Below are 16,604 nucleotides of genomic sequence, written 5' to 3'. Positions count from 1 at the left end.
CGACGCCTTGACCGGACCCTTCCGTGACACCGGTCGAGCCTGCTGCCCGGGCCCGGCACACCATTATCGGGGGACGTTTCCTCCGGCGTTCGACGAAGTCGGAGTCTCGGGGCCTCGCAGTCCGCGGATTCTTCGACGAGGTCGGTGTCGGGGGCGGGCGGGAAACTTCCCCGAACATGCCGAAGCGCCCGGCGACAAGGGAGCTGTCATCGGGCACCACGGCATTTCACTGTGCTGAGCAGGGCGTACCAGTTGCCTGCGTCAGGACGCGAGAACCTCGTCGAGCAGGGCCTCGGCCTTGTCCTCGTTCGTGTTCTCCGCGAGCGCGAGCTCGCTCACCAGGATCTGGCGAGCCTTGGCGAGCATGCGCTTCTCACCTGCGGAGAGTCCTCGCTCGCGCTCACGACGCCACAGGTCACGGACGACTTCCGCGACCTTGATGACATCGCCGGAGGCGAGCTTCTCCAGATTTGCCTTGTAACGACGCGACCAGTTCGTGGGCTCCTCGGCGTACGGAGCGCGCAGCACCTCGAAGACCCGGTCCAGCCCGTCCTGACCGACCACATCACGTACGCCGACGAACTCCGCATTGTCCGCTGGCACACGCACCGTCAGGTCACCCTGAGCGACCTTCAGCACCAAGTAGGTCTTGTCCACGCCTTTGATCTGGCGAGTTTCGATAGCCTCGATCAGCGCGGCCCCGTGATGGGGATAGACCACGGTGTCGCCAACCTTGAACGTCATGTGACAGGTACCCCTTCCGTGGCTATCCAGGGTAACACGGAAACTGCGGGTTCTGAATGGCGTTTTCGCAGGTCAGGGCATATCTCGGGGCTTGACAACAGCAACAGGAACGTGCTGCGGACGCCGAGCGGAAGCGGGTATTCGCAGGTCGGAGCGGCTCTCCGGGCGAGGTGAAACGCGTACGTTACACACATCCGGAGGCGCCTCCAAGCGGACGAACGTCCCCAAATGTCTGGTTCCAAGTGCTCGACTTCCGCTACTCCGTTCGGTGGCCGGAGCCCGGTACGAGACGAATCCGGAATTGATCACCCGGGCCCGCGGAACGGCCGTTGATCAATTCTCCGGGGGGTCCCGCATTCTTCACGGAAAATCCGCCGGCGGACGGCTGAGCCGCTTATGTGAATGCCGGAGGAGTGGCGGGCACAAGTGACCCATGAGTCACTTGTGGCACACGGGTACCCGGTTGGGGGAGGGTCGGGTGCGGTGGTGCGGGAACGGCTCGGTAACCTAAGGCCGCTGACAGACACTTAGGGCGGCTTTATTCGGGAGTCGCCCTGCTCCGCCCACGTTCAAGGAGTAGCCGCCGCCGTGAGCAGCAGCCTTCGACGCGGCGCCCTCGCCGCCGCCGCCATCGCGTTCTCGATCGCCTCGCTCGCCGCGTGCGGTGCCGGCAACGACGCCCAGACGCTGGAGGTCAAGCCGGACAACGCGGCCGTCTCCGTCGGTGTCATCAAGGTGCAGAACGCGCTCGTCATCACCCAGCCCGACACCACGGCCAAGGGCCCCGCGGTCATCTCCGCGACCCTGTTCAACACCGGCAAGGACCCGCAGACCCTGGACTCCGTCAGCGTGGACGGCGCCGGCTCCGCGACGCTCACCGCCGCCAAGGGCAAGGGCAAGCTGGTCGTCCCGGCCTTCGGCTCGCTCGTCCTGGGCGGCAAGGGCAACGCCTCCGCCTCGCTGAGCGACTCCGGCAGCATCCCGGACGGCAACGCCCAGAAGGTCACCTTCACCCTCAGCACGACCGGTGACGTGAGCCTGAGCGCGTTCGTCGTCCCGGCGGACAGCTACTTCAGCAAGTGGGGCCCGACCGCGATGCCCACGGCCGCCCCGGGCGCCTCCGCGACCGCCACCGGCTCGCCGAAGCCCGGCACGAGCACGTCGGCCACCCCGACCGACTCGGCCTCCGCGAGCGCGACGGCCACGGAGTCGACCGGCACGACCGGCTGAGCGACGGCAGCAGCCGTACGGCCACGACGATGGGCGGGACCTCACGCGGAGGTCCCGCCCATCGTCGTAGTACCCGTCCGACCGCGCCCGCGGTCTACGGCTCGAACTTGTAGCCCAGGCCGCGCACCGTCACCAGGTAGCGCGGCGCGCCCGGGTCCGGTTCGATCTTGGCGCGGAGGCGCTTGACGTGGACGTCGAGGGTCTTGGTGTCGCCCACGTAGTCGGCGCCCCAGACTCTGTCGATGAGCTGCATACGGGTCAGTACGCGGCCCGCGTTGCGCAGGAGCATCTCCAGCAGGTCGAACTCCTTGAGGGGCAGGTCGACCTTGGAGCCGGAGACCGTGACCACGTGGCGATCCACGTCCATACGGACCGGACCTGCCTCGAGGGCGGCCGGGGTGACCTCCTCGGGCTCGCCGCGGCGGCGCAGCACGGCCCGGATACGGGCGACGAGCTCGCGGGACGAGAAGGGCTTGGTGACGTAGTCATCGGCTCCTATTTCCAGGCCTACGACCTTGTCGATCTCACTGTCCTTGGCCGTCACCATGATGACGGGGACGTTGGACCGGCCACGCAGTTGGCGGCAGACCTCCGTGCCGGGCAGGCCCGGCAGCATCAGGTCGAGCAGGACGAGGTCGGCGCCGTTGCGCTCGAACTCGTCGAGTCCGTCGGGCCCGGTGGTCGCGATGGCGACCTCGAAGCCCTCCTTGCGGAGCATGTACGACAGGGCGTCGGAGAAGGACTCCTCGTCCTCGACGACAAGCACACGGGTCACGGAAGGACCTCCGGGGCGGGAAGCGGTTCGTACGGGGATGGTTCAGGGGACCCCTCGACCTCGTCGTCGAGGTCGGGGTGATGGTGGGCACGGTCGCGGGCCGCACCCGCCTCCGGCAGCCTCAGGGTGAACGTGGAGCCCTGTCCCTCGGAGCTCCACACCGTGACCTCCCCGCCGTGCGAGGCGGCCACGTGCTTGACGATCGCCAGCCCGAGACCCGTGCCGCCGGTGGCCCGCGAGCGGGCCGGGTCGACACGGTAGAAGCGCTCGAACACGCGCTCCTTGTCCTTCTCGGAGATCCCGATGCCCTGGTCGGTGACGGCGACCTCGATGTGGTCGCCACCGGCCGCGGCCACCCGGCGGGCGGCTATGCCGACGCGGGTGCGGGCGGGCGAGTAGTTGACGGCGTTCTCGACCAGGTTTCCGAGGGCGGCGGCCAGCTGGCCCCGGTTCCCGTAGACATGCAGGTCGGCGGTGCCGCCGGCGGCCATGGTGATCTGTTTGGTTCCGGCCTGGTGCCGGCAGCGGTCGATGGCCTCGGCGACGAGTTCGTCGACGCGGACGGGTTCGGCGTCTTCGAGGGGGTCGTCGTTCTGGACCCGTGACAGGTCGATGAGCTCCTGCACGAGGTTGGTCAGGCGCGTGGCCTCGATCTGCATCCGGCCGGCGAAACGCTCCACCGCCTCAGGATCGTCGGAGGCGTCCATGACCGCCTCCGAGAGGAGGGAGAGCGCGCCGACGGGGGTCTTCAGTTCGTGGCTGACGTTCGCCACGAAGTCTCGTCGTACGGCCTCGATACGGCGGGCCTCGGTGAGGTCCTCGACGAGGAGCAGGACGAGCCGGGAGCCGAGCGGCGCCACCCGGGCGGAGACCGCGAGGGCCTCCCCTCGTCCGGTGCCGCGCCGGGGCAGGTCCAGCTCGACCTGGCGTATCTCGCCGTCGCGCCGGGTGTCCCGGGCCATCTGGAGCATCGGTTCGACGGAGAGTTTTCCGCCACGGACCAGTCCGAGGGCGTACGCCGCCGAGCTGGCCTTGACCACGGCGTCCGCTTCGTCGAGGACGACGGCAGAGGAGCGGAGCACCGAGAGCACGGTGTCCACACCCGGCGGAAGTACCGGGTCCGTATGCAGGGAGGTCCTGGTCGGTCGCTTCTGGTCGCGTTCGCTCCAGCGGAACGCCAGCATGGCGATCACACCGGTGAGTACCCCGGCGATCGCTGCCGCTGCGGCGACCGCCGCGTTCACGTCCATGCCCCCAGGTTAGGCATGGGATACCTCCTGGCCACAGCCATCGGAGTGCGACCTCGAACACTCGTCGCCCAGAGTTCACCTTGGAGCCAGTATTGATTCATTTGGGGTGGCGTAAACCGTCGCGTAGGAGCGGCAACGTGGGAGCGTGGGGTGGAAGGGCCGGTTTTACGTCACACCGACGGGCCCGGGCCCCAGAGTCCACCGAGCCCCCTGAGCCCTTTTGACCCCCGAAGCACAACGTAGGAGAGGGAACCCTGATGCGGGACGCGTACCACGAGGAACTTGACTCGATCGGTGACGGTCTGGTGGAGATGGCCCGGCTGGTCGGGTCGGCGATCGGACGCGCCACGACGGCCATCCTGGACTCCGACCTGAAGCTGGCCGAGAGCGTCATCGAGGCCGACAAGAAGGTCGACGACCTCCAGCACGACCTGGAAGCACGGGCCATAGCCCTGCTGGCCCGGCAGCAGCCGGTGGCGACGGATCTGCGGATCGTCGTCACGTCGCTGCGCATGTCCGCCGACCTGGAGCGCTCCGGAGACCTCGCCCAGCACGTGGCGAAGCTCGCCCGGCTCCGCTTCCCCGAGCGCGCCGTGCCGCACGACCTGCACGCGACCATCCTGGAGATGGGGCAGCTCGCGCAGCGGCTGATGGCCAAGGCGGCCGAGGTCATCATCACGAAGGACGTCGACCTGGCCCTCCAGCTGGAGGCGGACGACGACGACATGGACCTGCTGCACCGCACGCTCTTCCAGCACCTGCTGGACGAGAAGTGGAAGCACGGCATCGAGACGGCGGTCGACGTGACCCTGCTCGGCCGCTACTACGAGCGTTTCGCCGACCACGCGGTGTCGGTCGCGAAGCGGGTGGTCTTCCTGGTCACCGGCGAGCACGCGGACGAGCTGCAGCCGGACATCCAGCCGGTGACGGGGGCGGAGGGCGCGTAGGGTCCGGCCGGGTACGCGCGCGAGGGGCTCGGGCGGCGCGGGGCCGGGGGCTTGCGGGGGAAACCCCAATGCGCCGTTGATGCGCCTGGCGGAGCGGGCATCCAATGGGCACAGGCACCAGCCTCTAGGAGGACCCATGGCCGAATCCCCCGCCACGACGCCCGACCCGACGCAGGAGCGCGAGACCCAGCAGCCCGCCGAGATCAAGAGTCTCCCGCTCTTCGGCGCCTGCGGCTGCGGCTCGGGCTGCGGCTGCGGCTGCCAGTCAGGCAATCCGTGCCAGTGCGGCTGACCGTCGCGTGACACCACCGGAGGGGCCCGGGCGCACATCGCGCCGGGGCCCCTCCGCCGTGTGTCCGGGGCCTTCCCCCGCTCGTCGCCCACGGTGGCCGGGAGGACCGTACGGGCGCAGCATGGAGGGGTAGGGCAGAGCGGGCGAGCGCACGGAAGGAGGTGCGCGGCCATGGCTCAGTACATGGACGTACACCACGGAATGACGGGCATCACGGCCGACCAGTTGATGGCGGCCCACAAGGCGGATCTCGCGGTGGAGAAGGACGAGGGCGTCCACTTCGAGCGGGCCTGGGCCGACCCCGAGTCCGGGACCGTCTACTGCCTCTCGGAGGCCCCTTCGCCCGAGGCGGTCCAGCGCGTCCACGAACGTGCGGGTCACCGGGCGGACGAGGTGCACGCGGTGCCGTACTCGGTCTGAGGACCGGCGGGCGGGCCTCTCGGGGTACGGGCAGCCCCACCCCTGATCGGGTGGGGTTCTCCATGGTTCCTGTAGGCGGGCGAAGGCATCTTAGGAGCACGGCAGTTCGCGGCCGATCGTGCAGGCACTCCGTCCGGAAGGAACTCACCATGGAATCGCAGCAGTTCATGAACGCCGGTACCACCGCGGTCGCCGGCGAGGACGCCCTCGCGCCGCTGCTGGCCGCGTGGGACGAGGCGCACCCCGTCCCGGGCGACCCCGAGTGGCGGCACCTGCTGGACGAACTCGCGCACCCGGGTACGACGGCGGCCTTCCAGCGGCTGGCCGGTTCCGCGGTCTGAGGCGGTGGTACGGCCGCGTCAACAGGTCGGATCGCCAGGAGCGTTCGAGGCTTCGGTGCTGTTTGGGCAAAGGGTTCGGCATCGACAGTTCAACAGTCTTGTCCTGTGCATGTCTCACTCGATGAGATGCGCGGAGACCGTTTCGCCCGGCTGACCGCCGGACGAACTCCGCAGCACTCAGGGGGGATTCATGCACATAGCCCGCACCAGACTGAACTTCGCCGCCGCCACGGCCGCCACCGCGACCCTCGCCGCCGCCGCGCTGGCGACCGCGCCGCTGGCCGCCGTCGCCGGTGCCGCACCCGCCGCCGTACCGCAGACGAAGGCGGTCCCGGCCATCACCGGGCACACCCTCGCGCGCGACGTGCCCAGCCCGCTGACCAGTGCCCAGTGCGAGGCCAAGTGGCACATCGCGTGCTACGACCCGCTGCAGTACCGCACCGCGTACAACCTCAACTCCCTGTACAAGAAGGGGATCACGGGCAAGGGCCGGACGATCGTCATCGTCGACTCGTTCGGCTCGCCGACGATCCAGCACGATCTCGACACGTACAGCAAGCAGTTCGGCATGCACAGCACCAAGGTGAACGTCGTCAAGTGGGGCAAGGTCCCCGTCTTCGACCCGACGAACGCCGACATGACCGGCTGGGCGGGCGAGACCACCCTGGACGTCGAGATGGCGCACGCGGTCGCGCCCGACGCGAAGATCGTGCTGGTCGAGACGGCCGTCGCGGAGACCGAGGGCGTCACCGGGCTGCCGGAGATGATGGACGCCGAGAAGCACCTGATCGACCACGGTGTCGGCGACGTCATCACCCAGAGCTTCGGCGCCACCGAGAACACCTTCCCCGGCTTCGACCAGGGCGACTTCTCCAGCATCAAGAAGCTGCGCTACGCCTTCCAGGACGCGAACCGCAGGCACGTCACCGTCCTCGCCTCGTCCGGCGACGGCGGTGCGACCGACTCCACGGCGGACGGCAAGGGTTACTACGACAAGCCGGTCAACTCCTGGCCGTCCTCCGACCCGTTGGTCACCTCGATCGGCGGCACGCAGCTCCACCTGGACGACAAGGGTGACCGCGTCTCGCCGGACAGCGTCTACAACGACTACGGCGCGGGCGGCGGCGGCCAGTCCCACGTTTTCGCCCGCCCGTCGTTCCAGAACGGCGTGAAGAAGATCGTCGGCACCCAGCGCGCCACCCCCGACGTCTCGATGGCCGCCGCGGTCAACGGCGGCGCGTGGACGTACTCCAGCTTCGACCCGACGGCCGTCGGCTGGGACGTCTACGGCGGCACGAGCGAGGCCAGCCCGCTCTTCTCCGGCATCGTCGCCCTCGCGGACCAGGCGGCGGGGCACCGGGTCGGCAACATCAACTCGGCGCTGTACACGCTGGCGCGGCACGGCGCGAAGGCCCACGGCATCGTCGACGTGAACGACGGCACGAACAACTCGTACGAGGGCGTGACCGGTTACACCGCGGTCAACGGCTACGACATGGCGACCGGCGTGGGCACGGTGGACGCGCTGCGCTTCGTCCCGGCGCTCGCGCGGGCGAGCCGGCGCTGACACCTCCAACGACGACGACGGCCCGGGCGCACCACGCCCGGGCCGTCGTCGTGCCGACCCGCTTCACATGCTGATGGACTGCGCGTAACTGACCTGGTTCAGGACGTGCACCACCTGGTTCCGGGACTGCACGGGAATCATCGTGGAGTGGTGCCGTCCCCCGCTGTGGACGCTGACCTGCACGAACCCGGTGGTGGTCCGCTCCTTCATCAGCAGGAACAGCAGTCCGACGAAGCAGAGCAGGAAGAACAGGATCGCCAGCACGATCGCGTGCGGCGGGATCCGCTCCTCCGTCCGCGACATGTCGGTGGCCGTCCACACCGCGCCCCTGAGCGGCATCGTCCCGGCCGGGCTCACGATGGTGTCACCGTTGACGGCGATGTCCCCGAGGGTCAACAGGGGCGCCCCGAAGGCGGGTTGAGACTGCGGCAGCGAGTACGCCGGAGGCTGCGGCGGCGGGGCGGCCTGCGGGTAGCCGTAGACGGGGGTCGAGCCGGGGGCGGTGGGATAGCCGTAGGCCCCCTCGGCGTAGGAACCACCGGGCGGCGCGGTGTACGGGTTCTGCCCGGGCTGTGCGGGCGGCTGTTCCGGAGGCGGTCCGGGGTACTGGTTCGCCATGGGTGCTCTTCCCCCCGAGAGTGCGTGTGGACGAGGGCGACGACAGGCCTGCCGGCCGGACGGGTCGCGCCCTGCGCTCATCCTCCCGCCCGGTCACCTCGCGTATCTACGTAATGACGAGAAATCACCGGGCGTGCAGGCGCCGCGCCTCGTCGGAATCGGTTCGGAAGCGGATGGTGGCTACCCGCGGAAGCGGGCGGGGCGGTGCACTGGGACCCGGTGAGGCCGGGTGGCGGCGGTGGGCCGGAAGCCGGTGGGGGATGCCGCGTGGGGGGAGCCGGAGATGCGGAGGAACCTGCCGGTGCGGGGGCTGGACGCCGGCAACCGCCCGGTCTCACCTCTGAGTCGGCCGGTCCGCGTGGTCGTCCAGGTCCGGGACCAGTTCGTGGAAGCGCCGTTCGACCGGGGAGAGGTCGGTGCTGGCGAGGTCCTCCGGGCGGATCACGATGCGGAGTTCGGGCGTGAGCGCGGGGTGCAGCCGGCACGCGGCGATGAACGAGTCGACGATCAGGCCCACGAGCTGGCCGCGGTCGAGGTCGGTCACCCGGGCCAGTCCGGAGCCGATGAGCGGGACGGCGACCGGTCTGAACAGGCCGTTCACCGCCACCGAGGCCCAGAGCCGGTCCAGGCTCACCCGCAGGTCCTCGTTCCCGGACCGTGCCACCAGGTCGTTGCCGAGCCGCGAGTAGGCGACCGCGAAGATCCGGCGGCCGTCCACGGGCACGGCGACGGTCGTCCCCACCGGGTAACGGACCCGCCGGCCGCGCGGCTTGGCCCGGACGCTCTCCGTGCCGACGGCCCGCACGCTCCGCAGCCCGGCCTTCAACTTCTCGTCCAGCAGGCGTCGTCGGCCGCCGAAGAGCCGGTCGACCAGCTGGCTCTGGACGCTGTCGCGGCTGATGACGATGTCCTGCTCGGTCTCCGTGTCGAAGGTGTCGGTGAAGCCGACCACCAGGTTGCAGTCCGTCTGCTCGAACAAGTCGCCCCGGACCAGCACGACATCGGCGCGCTGCCCGGCCAACGGCACTCTGTGGCGCAGCAGTTCGGCACCGTGGCGGGCCCGGAGCGCGGCGCGCAGGGTGTCCAGGACGCGGGCCGCGTCGAGGTCGTCGGGATGGTCGCGGACGATCAGCTCGGCGACCGGCAGCGCGAGGTCGGGACGGCCCAGGTCGGCCTGCACCCTGACCAGTTCGCGACGGGCGGAGTCCAGCAGGGCGGTGAGGCGGCGGATGAGCGGGGCCGCGAAGTTCTCGCCGTTGACCTCGGCCAGCGGCCTGCCCCGGACCAGGGTCAGCGCCTCGGCCAGCTCGTGCGCGGCGGTCGCGGGCGGGGCGAGCAGCGCGCTGCCGACGACCGCGGTGAACCGCGCGCTGTCCAGTTCCTCGGGCCGCAGCACCAGGCGGTAGGCGGTCTCCGGGCCGTGCACGGTGACCTGTTGCTCGGTGCGCAGGACGCGGGCGGCGGTGCCGTCCTGGACGGGATCGAGAGCGCGCCGCAGTTCCAGCACGCGCTTCTGCACCTCGTTGCGGTTGCGCTGGTCCAGATGGCGCGGGCCGTCCGCCAACCCCCATACGTCCCGGCGCAGTTGACGCACCGGCACGGCCTCGCCCTCGGCGGCCACCAGGCGGACCAGCAGCCGGGTGGTCAGCGGTGTCAGCCGGACCGGAATCCCGTCGACGTCGAGCCGGACCGCCCCCAGCACTCTGACCTGAATGCGCACTCGTCCATCGGCCACCCGCGTCGCCCCCGCCGCGTTTTCGTATCGCTGTGCCGCACGTCTTCATCACTCTGCGTCACCGACAAGTGACCAGCAGATTATCATGATGCCCTGGAGGAACCGTGAGTTCTCGATTTCCGCGGTTCTACGGCACCGGGCGCGCGCGGAGGATTTTCGCGCGCAGCACCATGGTGGCCTTCGGCGGAATATCCGCCGTCCTTCAGTTCGTCGGGCAGTTCTTCCCCCGGAGCTTCCCCGATCCCGGCACGGTCACGGCGCTGTCCGTGGCGGCCTGCCTGGCCTGGGGGCTGGGCCAGGCGCGTCCGGTGCCGCGGGTCGAGCAGGTCTTCCGGCGCCCCGACCTGACGGTGGTCGTCGAGGCCGGCGACCTGTTCGACCAGCCGGCCCATCTCGTCGTCGGTTTCTGCGACACCTTCGACACCGCGCCGGCCGACGGCGAGGTCATCAACGCCGCCAGTGTGCAAGGACAGTTGCTGCTCCGGCGGTACGAAGGTGACGTGGGGCGGCTGGACGCGGAACTGGCCGCGGCGCTGGCCGGCGTCGCGCCGGTCGGGCGGGAGGACCGGGAGCGCAAGCCGCTGGGCAAACTGGACCGGTATCCGCTCGGCACGGTGGCGGTCCTGGGCACCCGGCCGAGGCTGGTGTTCGGCGTCGCGTACAGCCGTATCGGCAACGACTGCGTGGCCGCGTCCAGTGTGGAGGACCTCTGGTCCGGGCTCGGCCGGCTGTGGGACGCGCTGCACCGGCATGCCCAACTGGAGGCGGTGGCCATGCCGTTGGTCGGATCGGGGCTGTCCCGGCTCGACCATCTCGACCAGGACAGCCTGCTGCGGCTGATCCTGATGTCGTTCATCGCGCGGTCCCGGGAGGGCGCGGTCTGCCGGGAGTTGCGGGTGATCGTACGGCCCGCCGATCTGGAGCGGATCGACATGCGGGAGGTGGGGGCGTTCCTGCGGGTGCTGGCGTCGGGACTGGACCGCGTGTGAGAAGCGCGCGGGAAGGGCGGACGCCGGAGAGGGAGAAGAACGCCGGAGAAGGGAGGGTGACGGACACCCGGGCGTCCGTCACCCTCCCTTGCTTTCCTTGCTTTCCTCCCGTTCCTTCCTTCCGGTGCTTCAGGCGAGCCGCCGGTACGCGGAGAGATTCCGGAAGTACTCGGGGTCGCGCCATTCCGGCCCGCTGTCGTCGAGTCGGCAGCCGGCCAGCCGCAGCCGGGCCGCGATCTTCGCAAGCGAGGCCTCCGTGCCGTCGAACCGGATGACGTTGATGCCCGCGGTGTCGGCGACGTGCCGCAGCCGGCCCACCTCGACGATGACCGTCCGCTCGGGGTAGGCCATCAGCACCATGCCCAGCTCGATCAGGACGTTCTGCCGTGGCTGGCCGGTGAGTTGGGTCTCGTCGTCCCGCTCGCTGTTGCCGAGCAGATGCGGGTGCAGCTTGGCGACGTCGTCGGGGGTGAGCAGGACCAGGGCCGCCTGTGCCTGCGCCGGTGCGTTCATGACGACCTCGCCGAGGAAGGGCGCGGTCCTGCCGGTGGCCCGCACCAACTCCTCCCATTCCAGGGGCCGTAGGTCAAGCCTACGCAGCAGTCCGAACATCGCCGCGCGCACCTCCTCGTCCCGCCCGTGCACGACGAAGACGCTACGGCTGCGGTCGTGCCCGGCGGGCGGTGGCGCGGACCGCTGCCCGGAGGTCTGGCCGCCGGAGTCCTGGCCGCCGGCCGCCCGCCCGGAGGTCCGCGGCCCGGCGGGCGACGTCGCGGGCGCCGCATGGTAGTTGTAGCCGAAGCCCGAGTTCTCCCCGCCGAGGATGACCTGGTTGTTGTCCCCGAAGGTATGGCTGTCGCTGTCGCCCATGCCTAGTCCCCTTCTCGGCCACCGGGCGAACCGGGGCCCGACGGTTGGTAGTTGTAGCTGAACTTCTCGTTGTGGCCGCCGAGGATCGCCTGGGAGTTGTCCCCGATGAGGATGTTGGTCTGGGCGCGGTCGTGGTCGGCGAGATCCACGTGGTGCTCGCCCAGGAACTGCCGGATGGAGTGCAGCAGCCGGCGTTCGACGATCTGCGTGTACTTCAGGGCGTCGGTCTTCTGGAAGAAGTGGTGGTAGGTGTCGCTGGTGGCCATCTCCCGGACGCTGGTGAGCGCGCCGCAGTCCACCGACTTCTTGGCGTAGCGCCCGAGCCGGAACTCGCTGGTGTCGACCTCCGCGCTCCCTCCGGTCAACGTGACGGTGCTCCACCCGCCCCGCGCGGGCCGCACGAACCGCCGGACCTGCTGGGGCAGGAAGCGCCGGGGAACCAGCCGCAGCGGCCAGAGCGTGAACGCCAGGCACCAGCGGGGTACGGCCTTGACCATGTCCCACGCGATCCGTACCGCCAGCCGTCCGTCGAACGCGTCGGGCAGCCGGTCGACGAGGTGGAACTCCTTTACCAGCGGCCCGAGTACATAGGTGTAGAACTCGGTGTGCAGGGTATCGCCCTTGAGGTCGAAGCCGACGAAGATCGAGGTCACCAGCTCCTCGTTCCAGGAGCCGACGCGGATGCACAGGTACTCGCGGGCCGAGTCGTAGTCCTCCCGCCAGTGGATGGCCGGGAGATCGTCCATCCCCGGCAGCTGGGACCAACCGGCGCTCGCCGTACGGTCGTTGGTGCGGATCGCGGTCGTGTAGCGGCGCTGCTCGACGGTCAGCCCCTCGATCCGTTCGTCCCAGCGGGCCTCGTCGCGCAGTTCCGCGCCCATCTTCCGGGCGACGTACGTGGTGATGTCGTGGACGGTGAACGGCAGGACGGGCCTGCGCTCCACCTCGTCGAGGTCGCCCCCGGACGCCTCGAAGTCCTTGCGGGCCGCGAGGCGGTTCTTCGGTGCGCCGAGCAGGAGTTGGGCGTTCGCCCAGTCGCGCAGCGGCTCACCCGCGCCGACGAAGGGCCGGAACCCGCCGTAGAAGACGAGGCCGGTCTGGCCTGCCTGTTCGCGGTCGACCTTGCCGATCAGGGCGTCGGTGAGCCGGCCGGCGACGGGGTAGGAGCCGTCGAAGCCGCCGGCCGGGCCGGTCTCCTTCAGGCGGGTCATGAGGATGTGCAGGGTGACGACCCGGCGCAGATAGGCGGCGCCCCACAGCACCCAGAACATCAGCTGGGCGGCGATGAAGAAGCTCAGCGGGCCGATCGTCAGCAGCAGGAGCGCGACCGCCGAAGCGGCCACGACTCCCCACTGGATACGGCGGAGTCGGCGGGCGGCGAGCGCGTGGGCCAGGACCGAGACGGCGTCGTAGCCGTACGACGGCGCGACCACCCGGAAGCGGTTCCTGAGCAACTCCCGTATGACGGCCGCGCGGTAGACGGGATCGAGGTAGGTGCCCGCGGACAGCAGGCGGGTGGCCTTGGTCCGCGCGTACACGCGGGGGACCTGCGGCGCTCCGGGCGGACGGCCGGGAGCGTGGGGGTGGTGCGGTGCCTGTGTGCTCACGATGGTTCAGCGCTCCACTCGTGCGGGATGTCAGCCGATCGGGGTTGCCGTGCCGTGCGTGATCACACCGTCCTCGACGGTGTAGGTGACGTGATACGAGCGCGAAGTGCCGTCCGTCTGACGGGCGTTGAGGACCAGCCGCACGACGCTCCCCTGGACGGACAGCTGGCTGACCGTGTCCTGCTGGGTGTCGGCGTATCCCTGCGCGAACGCCTCGTAGCTCGCGTCGCCCAGGTTCTTGCCGCCGAGGTCCCAAGCGGTCCGGTAGTCACGGTTGTTGACCGCGGCGAAGTAGGCGGTGACGACCGCTTCCGGCGCCGCCGCGGTGGCCGACTCCCCTGTCGGACCGCCGAACGCGCTCCCGCCGTCCCCGGTCTCCGTCGCCTCCGGCTCGGTGGTGACGGGGTCGGGGGCGCTGAACGGGTCCGGCGCGGTGGACTGGGTGTATGGGTCCGGGGCGCTGGACCGGGTGTACGCGTACGACGCGGTGGGCGGGCTCCACGGCTGGGCCTGCGCCCCGCCGCCGCCCGAGTAGGCCCCGTCGACCAGCCCCAGCAGCAGAACGGCCAGCAGGGGTGCCCCGATGACGGTGAGCCCCCAGGTACGAGCGGCTCCGGCGGGCGGTATCAGCCCGTCGGCACGGTAGGGCGTCGGGGGGTGGGGTACGGCGGGGGTGGGCGAGGGCGGTCCAAGGTCGTTCATGGGGTGCTCCGGCGGGATGACGAAACTGCGGGATGGCCGGCGTGGGGGTGGAGCGGGTCTGCGGAAACCCGCGCAAAAGGCCGATTGACGCCTTGCATGCCACCAACATCACCGCTTCCGCCACCAGAACCGATCCGCTTCCGATGCGCTTCCGAGCACGTCACCGGGGCTTCGCCCGCGCCCTGCCCGGCCCCCTCCCCTGCACTCCCCCGCGCAGCACGAAGCCCCCCACCGGAATGAATCCGCAGGTGGGGGGCTTCGCCGGGAAGTGAAGCGGGGCGGGGAGCTGGGCTACTTCTTCTTGCCCTGGTTCTTGACCGCCTCGATCGCCGCCGCTGCCGCGTCCGGGTCCAGGTAGGTTCCGCCCGGGTTCAGGGGCTTGAAGGACGCGTCCAGTTCGTAGGCGAGGGGGATGCCCGTCGGGATGTTCAGGCCCGCGATGTCCTGGTCCGAGATGCCGTCGAGGTGCTTGACGAGGGCGCGGAGGGAGTTGCCGTGGGCGGCGACGAGGACCGTGCGGCCGGCCAGGAGGTCGGGGACGATGCCGTCGTACCAGTACGGCAGCATGCGCACGACGACGTCCTTGAGGCACTCCGTGCGGGGCCGCAGCTCCGGCGGGATCGTCGCGTAGCGCGGGTCGTCCGACTGGGAGAACTCCGTGCCGTCCTCAAGGGGCGGCGGCGGGGTGTCGTAGGACCGGCGCCACAGCATGAACTGCTCCTCGCCGAACTCCGCGAGGGTCTGCGCCTTGTCCTTGCCCTGGAGGGCGCCGTAGTGGCGCTCGTTCAGGCGCCAGCTGCGGTGGACCGGGATCCAGTGGCGGTCGGCGGCCTCCAGCGACAGCTGCGCCGTGCGGATCGCGCGCTTCTGGAGGGACGTGTGGACCACGTCGGGGAGGAGATCGGCGGCCTTCAGGAGCTCGCCACCGCGGACCGCCTCCTTCTCGCCCTTCTCGTTCAGGTTGACGTCCACCCAGCCGGTGAACAGGTTCTTCGCGTTCCACTCGCTCTCGCCGTGGCGGAGGAGGATCAGCTTGTACGGTGCGTCGGCCATGCCTCAGAGCGTAATCCACGCATTCGGGCCCCCGCCTGGCGCCCGCCTCCCAGCCCCACGGTTGACGGCTTCTGTTAATTGAGTGGTCCGCCGCGACCTCCCCTTCGTAAGTTGTGCTCGCGGTCATCGCCGCTTACCCGCCAGCTGTCCGACCGTGGGGGAACGATCCATGTCACTCGCCGCCCTGAGACGCGCCGCCCGCGAGACCGTCTCCGGCCTGCCCCGCGAGTTCTGGTGGCTGTGGACCAGCACCCTGGTCAACCGGCTCGGCGCGTTCGTCTCGACGTTCATGGCCCTGTACCTGACGCTCGACCGCGGCTACTCCGCCACCTACGCCGGCCTCGTCGCCTCCCTCTACGGCCTCGGCGGCGTCGTCTCCTCGATCGGCGCGGGCGTGCTCACCGACCGCATCGGCCGCCGCCCCACCCTGCTCATCGCGCAGTCGTCGACCGCCGCGTCCGTGGCGCTGCTCGGCTTCGTGCGCGACCCGGTCGCCATCGCCGTCGTCGCGTGCCTGGTCGGGGCGGCGAGCAGCGCGTCCCGCCCCGCGGTGCAGGCGATGATGGCCGACATCGTGCGCCCCGAGGACCGTATCCGCGCGTTCTCGCTCAACTACTGGGCCATCAACCTCGGCTTCGCGATCTCCTCGATGGCCGCCGGCTTCATCGCGGAGGTCAGCTACCGCGCCGGGTTCCTGCTGGAGGCGGGGATGACGGCGGTCTGCGCGGTCGTCGTGTTCCTGCGGCTGCCCGAGTCCCGGCCCACCGTCGCGGCGGAGGCGGGCAAGGGCGCGGCGGACGCCGTCGGGCTCGGGACCGTGCTGCGCGACGGGCGGTTCATGAGCGTCGTGGGACTGTCCTTCCTCGTCGCGGTCGTCTTCCAGCAGGGTTCGGTGGGGCTGCCGGTCGCGATGGGCGAGGCGGGGTTCACGCCCGCGGACTACGGCACCGCGATCGCGATCAACGGCTTCCTCATCGTCGTCCTGCAGATCCCGGTCACCCGTCTCATCGAACACCGGGACGCCAAGCGGCTGTTGGTGGTCTCGTCGATCCTCGCGGGCTACGGCTTCGGGCTCACCGCGTTCGCCGGCTCGGTCGGTGTCTTCGCCCTCACGGTGTGCGTGTGGACCCTGGGCGAGATGATCAACGCCCCGACCCAGACGGGCCTGGTCGTCCGCCTCTCCCCGGTCCAGGGGCGCGGCCGGTACCAGGGCATGTACACCCTGTCCTGGTCGGTGGCCGCGCTGGTCGCCCCGCTGATGTCGGGTGCCGTCATCGACCACCTCGGCGCGGAGTGGCTGTGGGCGCTGTGCGCGGTCGTGGGGACGGGTGCGGCGGTGGGGTACGGCGTGCTGATGCGGCGGGTCCCGGCCGCGGGGGCCACGACCGCGGAGGCGCCCCTGGAGGCAGCGGACGTGGCGAAGCCCGAGGTCAGCGCCGCCTGAGAGGGAGGGGGGCGGGTCAG

17 protein-coding genes are annotated in these 16,604 nt (G+C 70.3%); 8 read left to right on the top strand and 9 right to left on the bottom strand.

Annotation, left to right across the window (positions count from 1 at the left end):
- Positions 1 to 261 precede the first annotated feature (261 nt).
- Positions 262 to 744 (bottom strand): CarD family transcriptional regulator, encoded by a 483-nt coding sequence (locus tag ACIPTO_RS06540; RefSeq protein WP_003953493.1) that lies wholly within the window; start codon positions 742 to 744, stop codon positions 262 to 264.
- 588 nt (positions 745 to 1,332) lie between these two features.
- On the opposite strand from ACIPTO_RS06540, the gene ACIPTO_RS06535 reads away from it, so the two are divergent.
- Positions 1,333 to 1,974, top strand: a complete 642-nt coding sequence (locus ACIPTO_RS06535) for a DUF461 domain-containing protein (protein ID WP_401189891.1) — start codon at positions 1,333 to 1,335, stop codon at positions 1,972 to 1,974.
- Between the two features lie 94 nt (positions 1,975 to 2,068).
- Here ACIPTO_RS06535 and ACIPTO_RS06530 read toward each other — a convergent pair whose 3' ends face one another.
- Together ACIPTO_RS06530 and ACIPTO_RS06525 are read right to left on the bottom strand one after the other, a co-directional pair.
- Positions 2,069 to 2,749, bottom strand: a complete 681-nt coding sequence (locus ACIPTO_RS06530; RefSeq protein WP_009340348.1) for a response regulator transcription factor — start codon at positions 2,747 to 2,749, stop codon at positions 2,069 to 2,071.
- A complete protein-coding gene (locus ACIPTO_RS06525; protein ID WP_366323987.1) occupies positions 2,746 to 3,999 on the bottom strand; it encodes an ATP-binding protein in 1,254 nt (417 codons plus the stop codon). Before ACIPTO_RS06525 ends, ACIPTO_RS06530 begins: the two co-directional genes overlap by 4 nt.
- A gap of 257 nt (positions 4,000 to 4,256) precedes the next feature.
- Here ACIPTO_RS06525 and phoU point away from each other — a divergent pair, with 257 nt between their 5' ends.
- From phoU to ACIPTO_RS06500, 5 genes are all read left to right on the top strand, one after another.
- Positions 4,257 to 4,946, top strand: coding sequence for a phosphate signaling complex protein PhoU (gene phoU / locus ACIPTO_RS06520; RefSeq protein WP_366323985.1), 690 nt, complete (start codon positions 4,257 to 4,259; stop codon positions 4,944 to 4,946).
- 136 nt (positions 4,947 to 5,082) lie between these two features.
- Positions 5,083 to 5,238: a hypothetical protein gene (locus ACIPTO_RS06515; protein WP_019062518.1), complete on the top strand. Its 156-nt coding sequence runs from the start codon at positions 5,083 to 5,085 to the stop codon at positions 5,236 to 5,238.
- Positions 5,239 to 5,409: 171 nt separating this feature from the next.
- On the top strand, positions 5,410 to 5,658 hold the full coding sequence (locus ACIPTO_RS06510; RefSeq protein ID WP_366323982.1) for an SCO4226 family nickel-binding protein: 249 nt from the start codon (positions 5,410 to 5,412) through the stop codon (positions 5,656 to 5,658).
- A 149-nt stretch (positions 5,659 to 5,807) separates the two neighbouring features.
- Entirely contained in the window at positions 5,808 to 5,999 is a 192-nt protein-coding gene (locus ACIPTO_RS06505) for a hypothetical protein (protein WP_366324069.1), read from the top strand.
- 190 nt (positions 6,000 to 6,189) lie between these two features.
- Positions 6,190 to 7,566 carry a S53 family peptidase gene (locus tag ACIPTO_RS06500; RefSeq protein WP_366323980.1) on the top strand — a complete coding sequence of 459 codons (1,377 nt, stop codon included), beginning with the start codon at positions 6,190 to 6,192 and terminating at the stop codon, positions 7,564 to 7,566.
- 63 nt (positions 7,567 to 7,629) lie between these two features.
- On the opposite strand, the gene ACIPTO_RS06495 is transcribed toward ACIPTO_RS06500, so the two are convergent.
- Together ACIPTO_RS06495 and ACIPTO_RS06490 are read right to left on the bottom strand one after the other, a co-directional pair.
- Positions 7,630 to 8,184, bottom strand: coding sequence for a hypothetical protein (locus tag ACIPTO_RS06495; protein ID WP_401189887.1), 555 nt, complete (start codon positions 8,182 to 8,184; stop codon positions 7,630 to 7,632).
- Positions 8,185 to 8,518: 334 nt separating this feature from the next.
- On the bottom strand, positions 8,519 to 9,904 hold the full coding sequence (locus tag ACIPTO_RS06490; protein ID WP_401189885.1) for a macro domain-containing protein: 1,386 nt from the start codon (positions 9,902 to 9,904) through the stop codon (positions 8,519 to 8,521).
- A gap of 119 nt (positions 9,905 to 10,023) precedes the next feature.
- Here ACIPTO_RS06490 and ACIPTO_RS06485 point away from each other — a divergent pair, with 119 nt between their 5' ends.
- The gene (locus ACIPTO_RS06485) at positions 10,024 to 10,908 is read left to right on the top strand and encodes a macro domain-containing protein (RefSeq protein WP_401189884.1); all 885 of its coding nucleotides are present in this window, start codon (positions 10,024 to 10,026) and stop codon (positions 10,906 to 10,908) included.
- Positions 10,909 to 11,037: 129 nt separating this feature from the next.
- On the opposite strand, the gene ACIPTO_RS06480 is transcribed toward ACIPTO_RS06485, so the two are convergent.
- The 4 genes from ACIPTO_RS06480 to ACIPTO_RS06465 form a co-directional block, all read right to left on the bottom strand.
- Positions 11,038 to 11,778: a TIR domain-containing protein gene (locus tag ACIPTO_RS06480; protein WP_401189882.1), complete on the bottom strand. Its 741-nt coding sequence runs from the start codon at positions 11,776 to 11,778 to the stop codon at positions 11,038 to 11,040.
- A gap of 2 nt (positions 11,779 to 11,780) precedes the next feature.
- The gene (locus tag ACIPTO_RS06475; RefSeq protein WP_401189881.1) at positions 11,781 to 13,385 is read right to left on the bottom strand and encodes a hypothetical protein; all 1,605 of its coding nucleotides are present in this window, start codon (positions 13,383 to 13,385) and stop codon (positions 11,781 to 11,783) included.
- 30 nt (positions 13,386 to 13,415) lie between these two features.
- The gene (locus tag ACIPTO_RS06470) at positions 13,416 to 14,087 is read right to left on the bottom strand and encodes a hypothetical protein (RefSeq protein WP_401189879.1); all 672 of its coding nucleotides are present in this window, start codon (positions 14,085 to 14,087) and stop codon (positions 13,416 to 13,418) included.
- A gap of 291 nt (positions 14,088 to 14,378) precedes the next feature.
- Positions 14,379 to 15,140, bottom strand: a complete 762-nt coding sequence (locus ACIPTO_RS06465) for a phosphoglyceromutase (RefSeq protein WP_366323967.1) — start codon at positions 15,138 to 15,140, stop codon at positions 14,379 to 14,381.
- Positions 15,141 to 15,309: 169 nt separating this feature from the next.
- On the opposite strand from ACIPTO_RS06465, the gene ACIPTO_RS06460 reads away from it, so the two are divergent.
- Positions 15,310 to 16,584 carry an MDR family MFS transporter gene (locus tag ACIPTO_RS06460; RefSeq protein WP_401189878.1) on the top strand — a complete coding sequence of 425 codons (1,275 nt, stop codon included), beginning with the start codon at positions 15,310 to 15,312 and terminating at the stop codon, positions 16,582 to 16,584.
- The last annotated feature ends 20 nt before the right edge of the window (positions 16,585 to 16,604 follow it).

It is taken from the genome of Streptomyces sp. NPDC090083 (assembly GCF_044747445.1).
Lineage (GTDB): Bacteria > Actinomycetota > Actinomycetes > Streptomycetales > Streptomycetaceae > Streptomyces.
The sequence above is the reverse complement of the archived record's forward strand: the minus strand, read 5'-3'. Positions and strand labels throughout refer to the sequence as shown.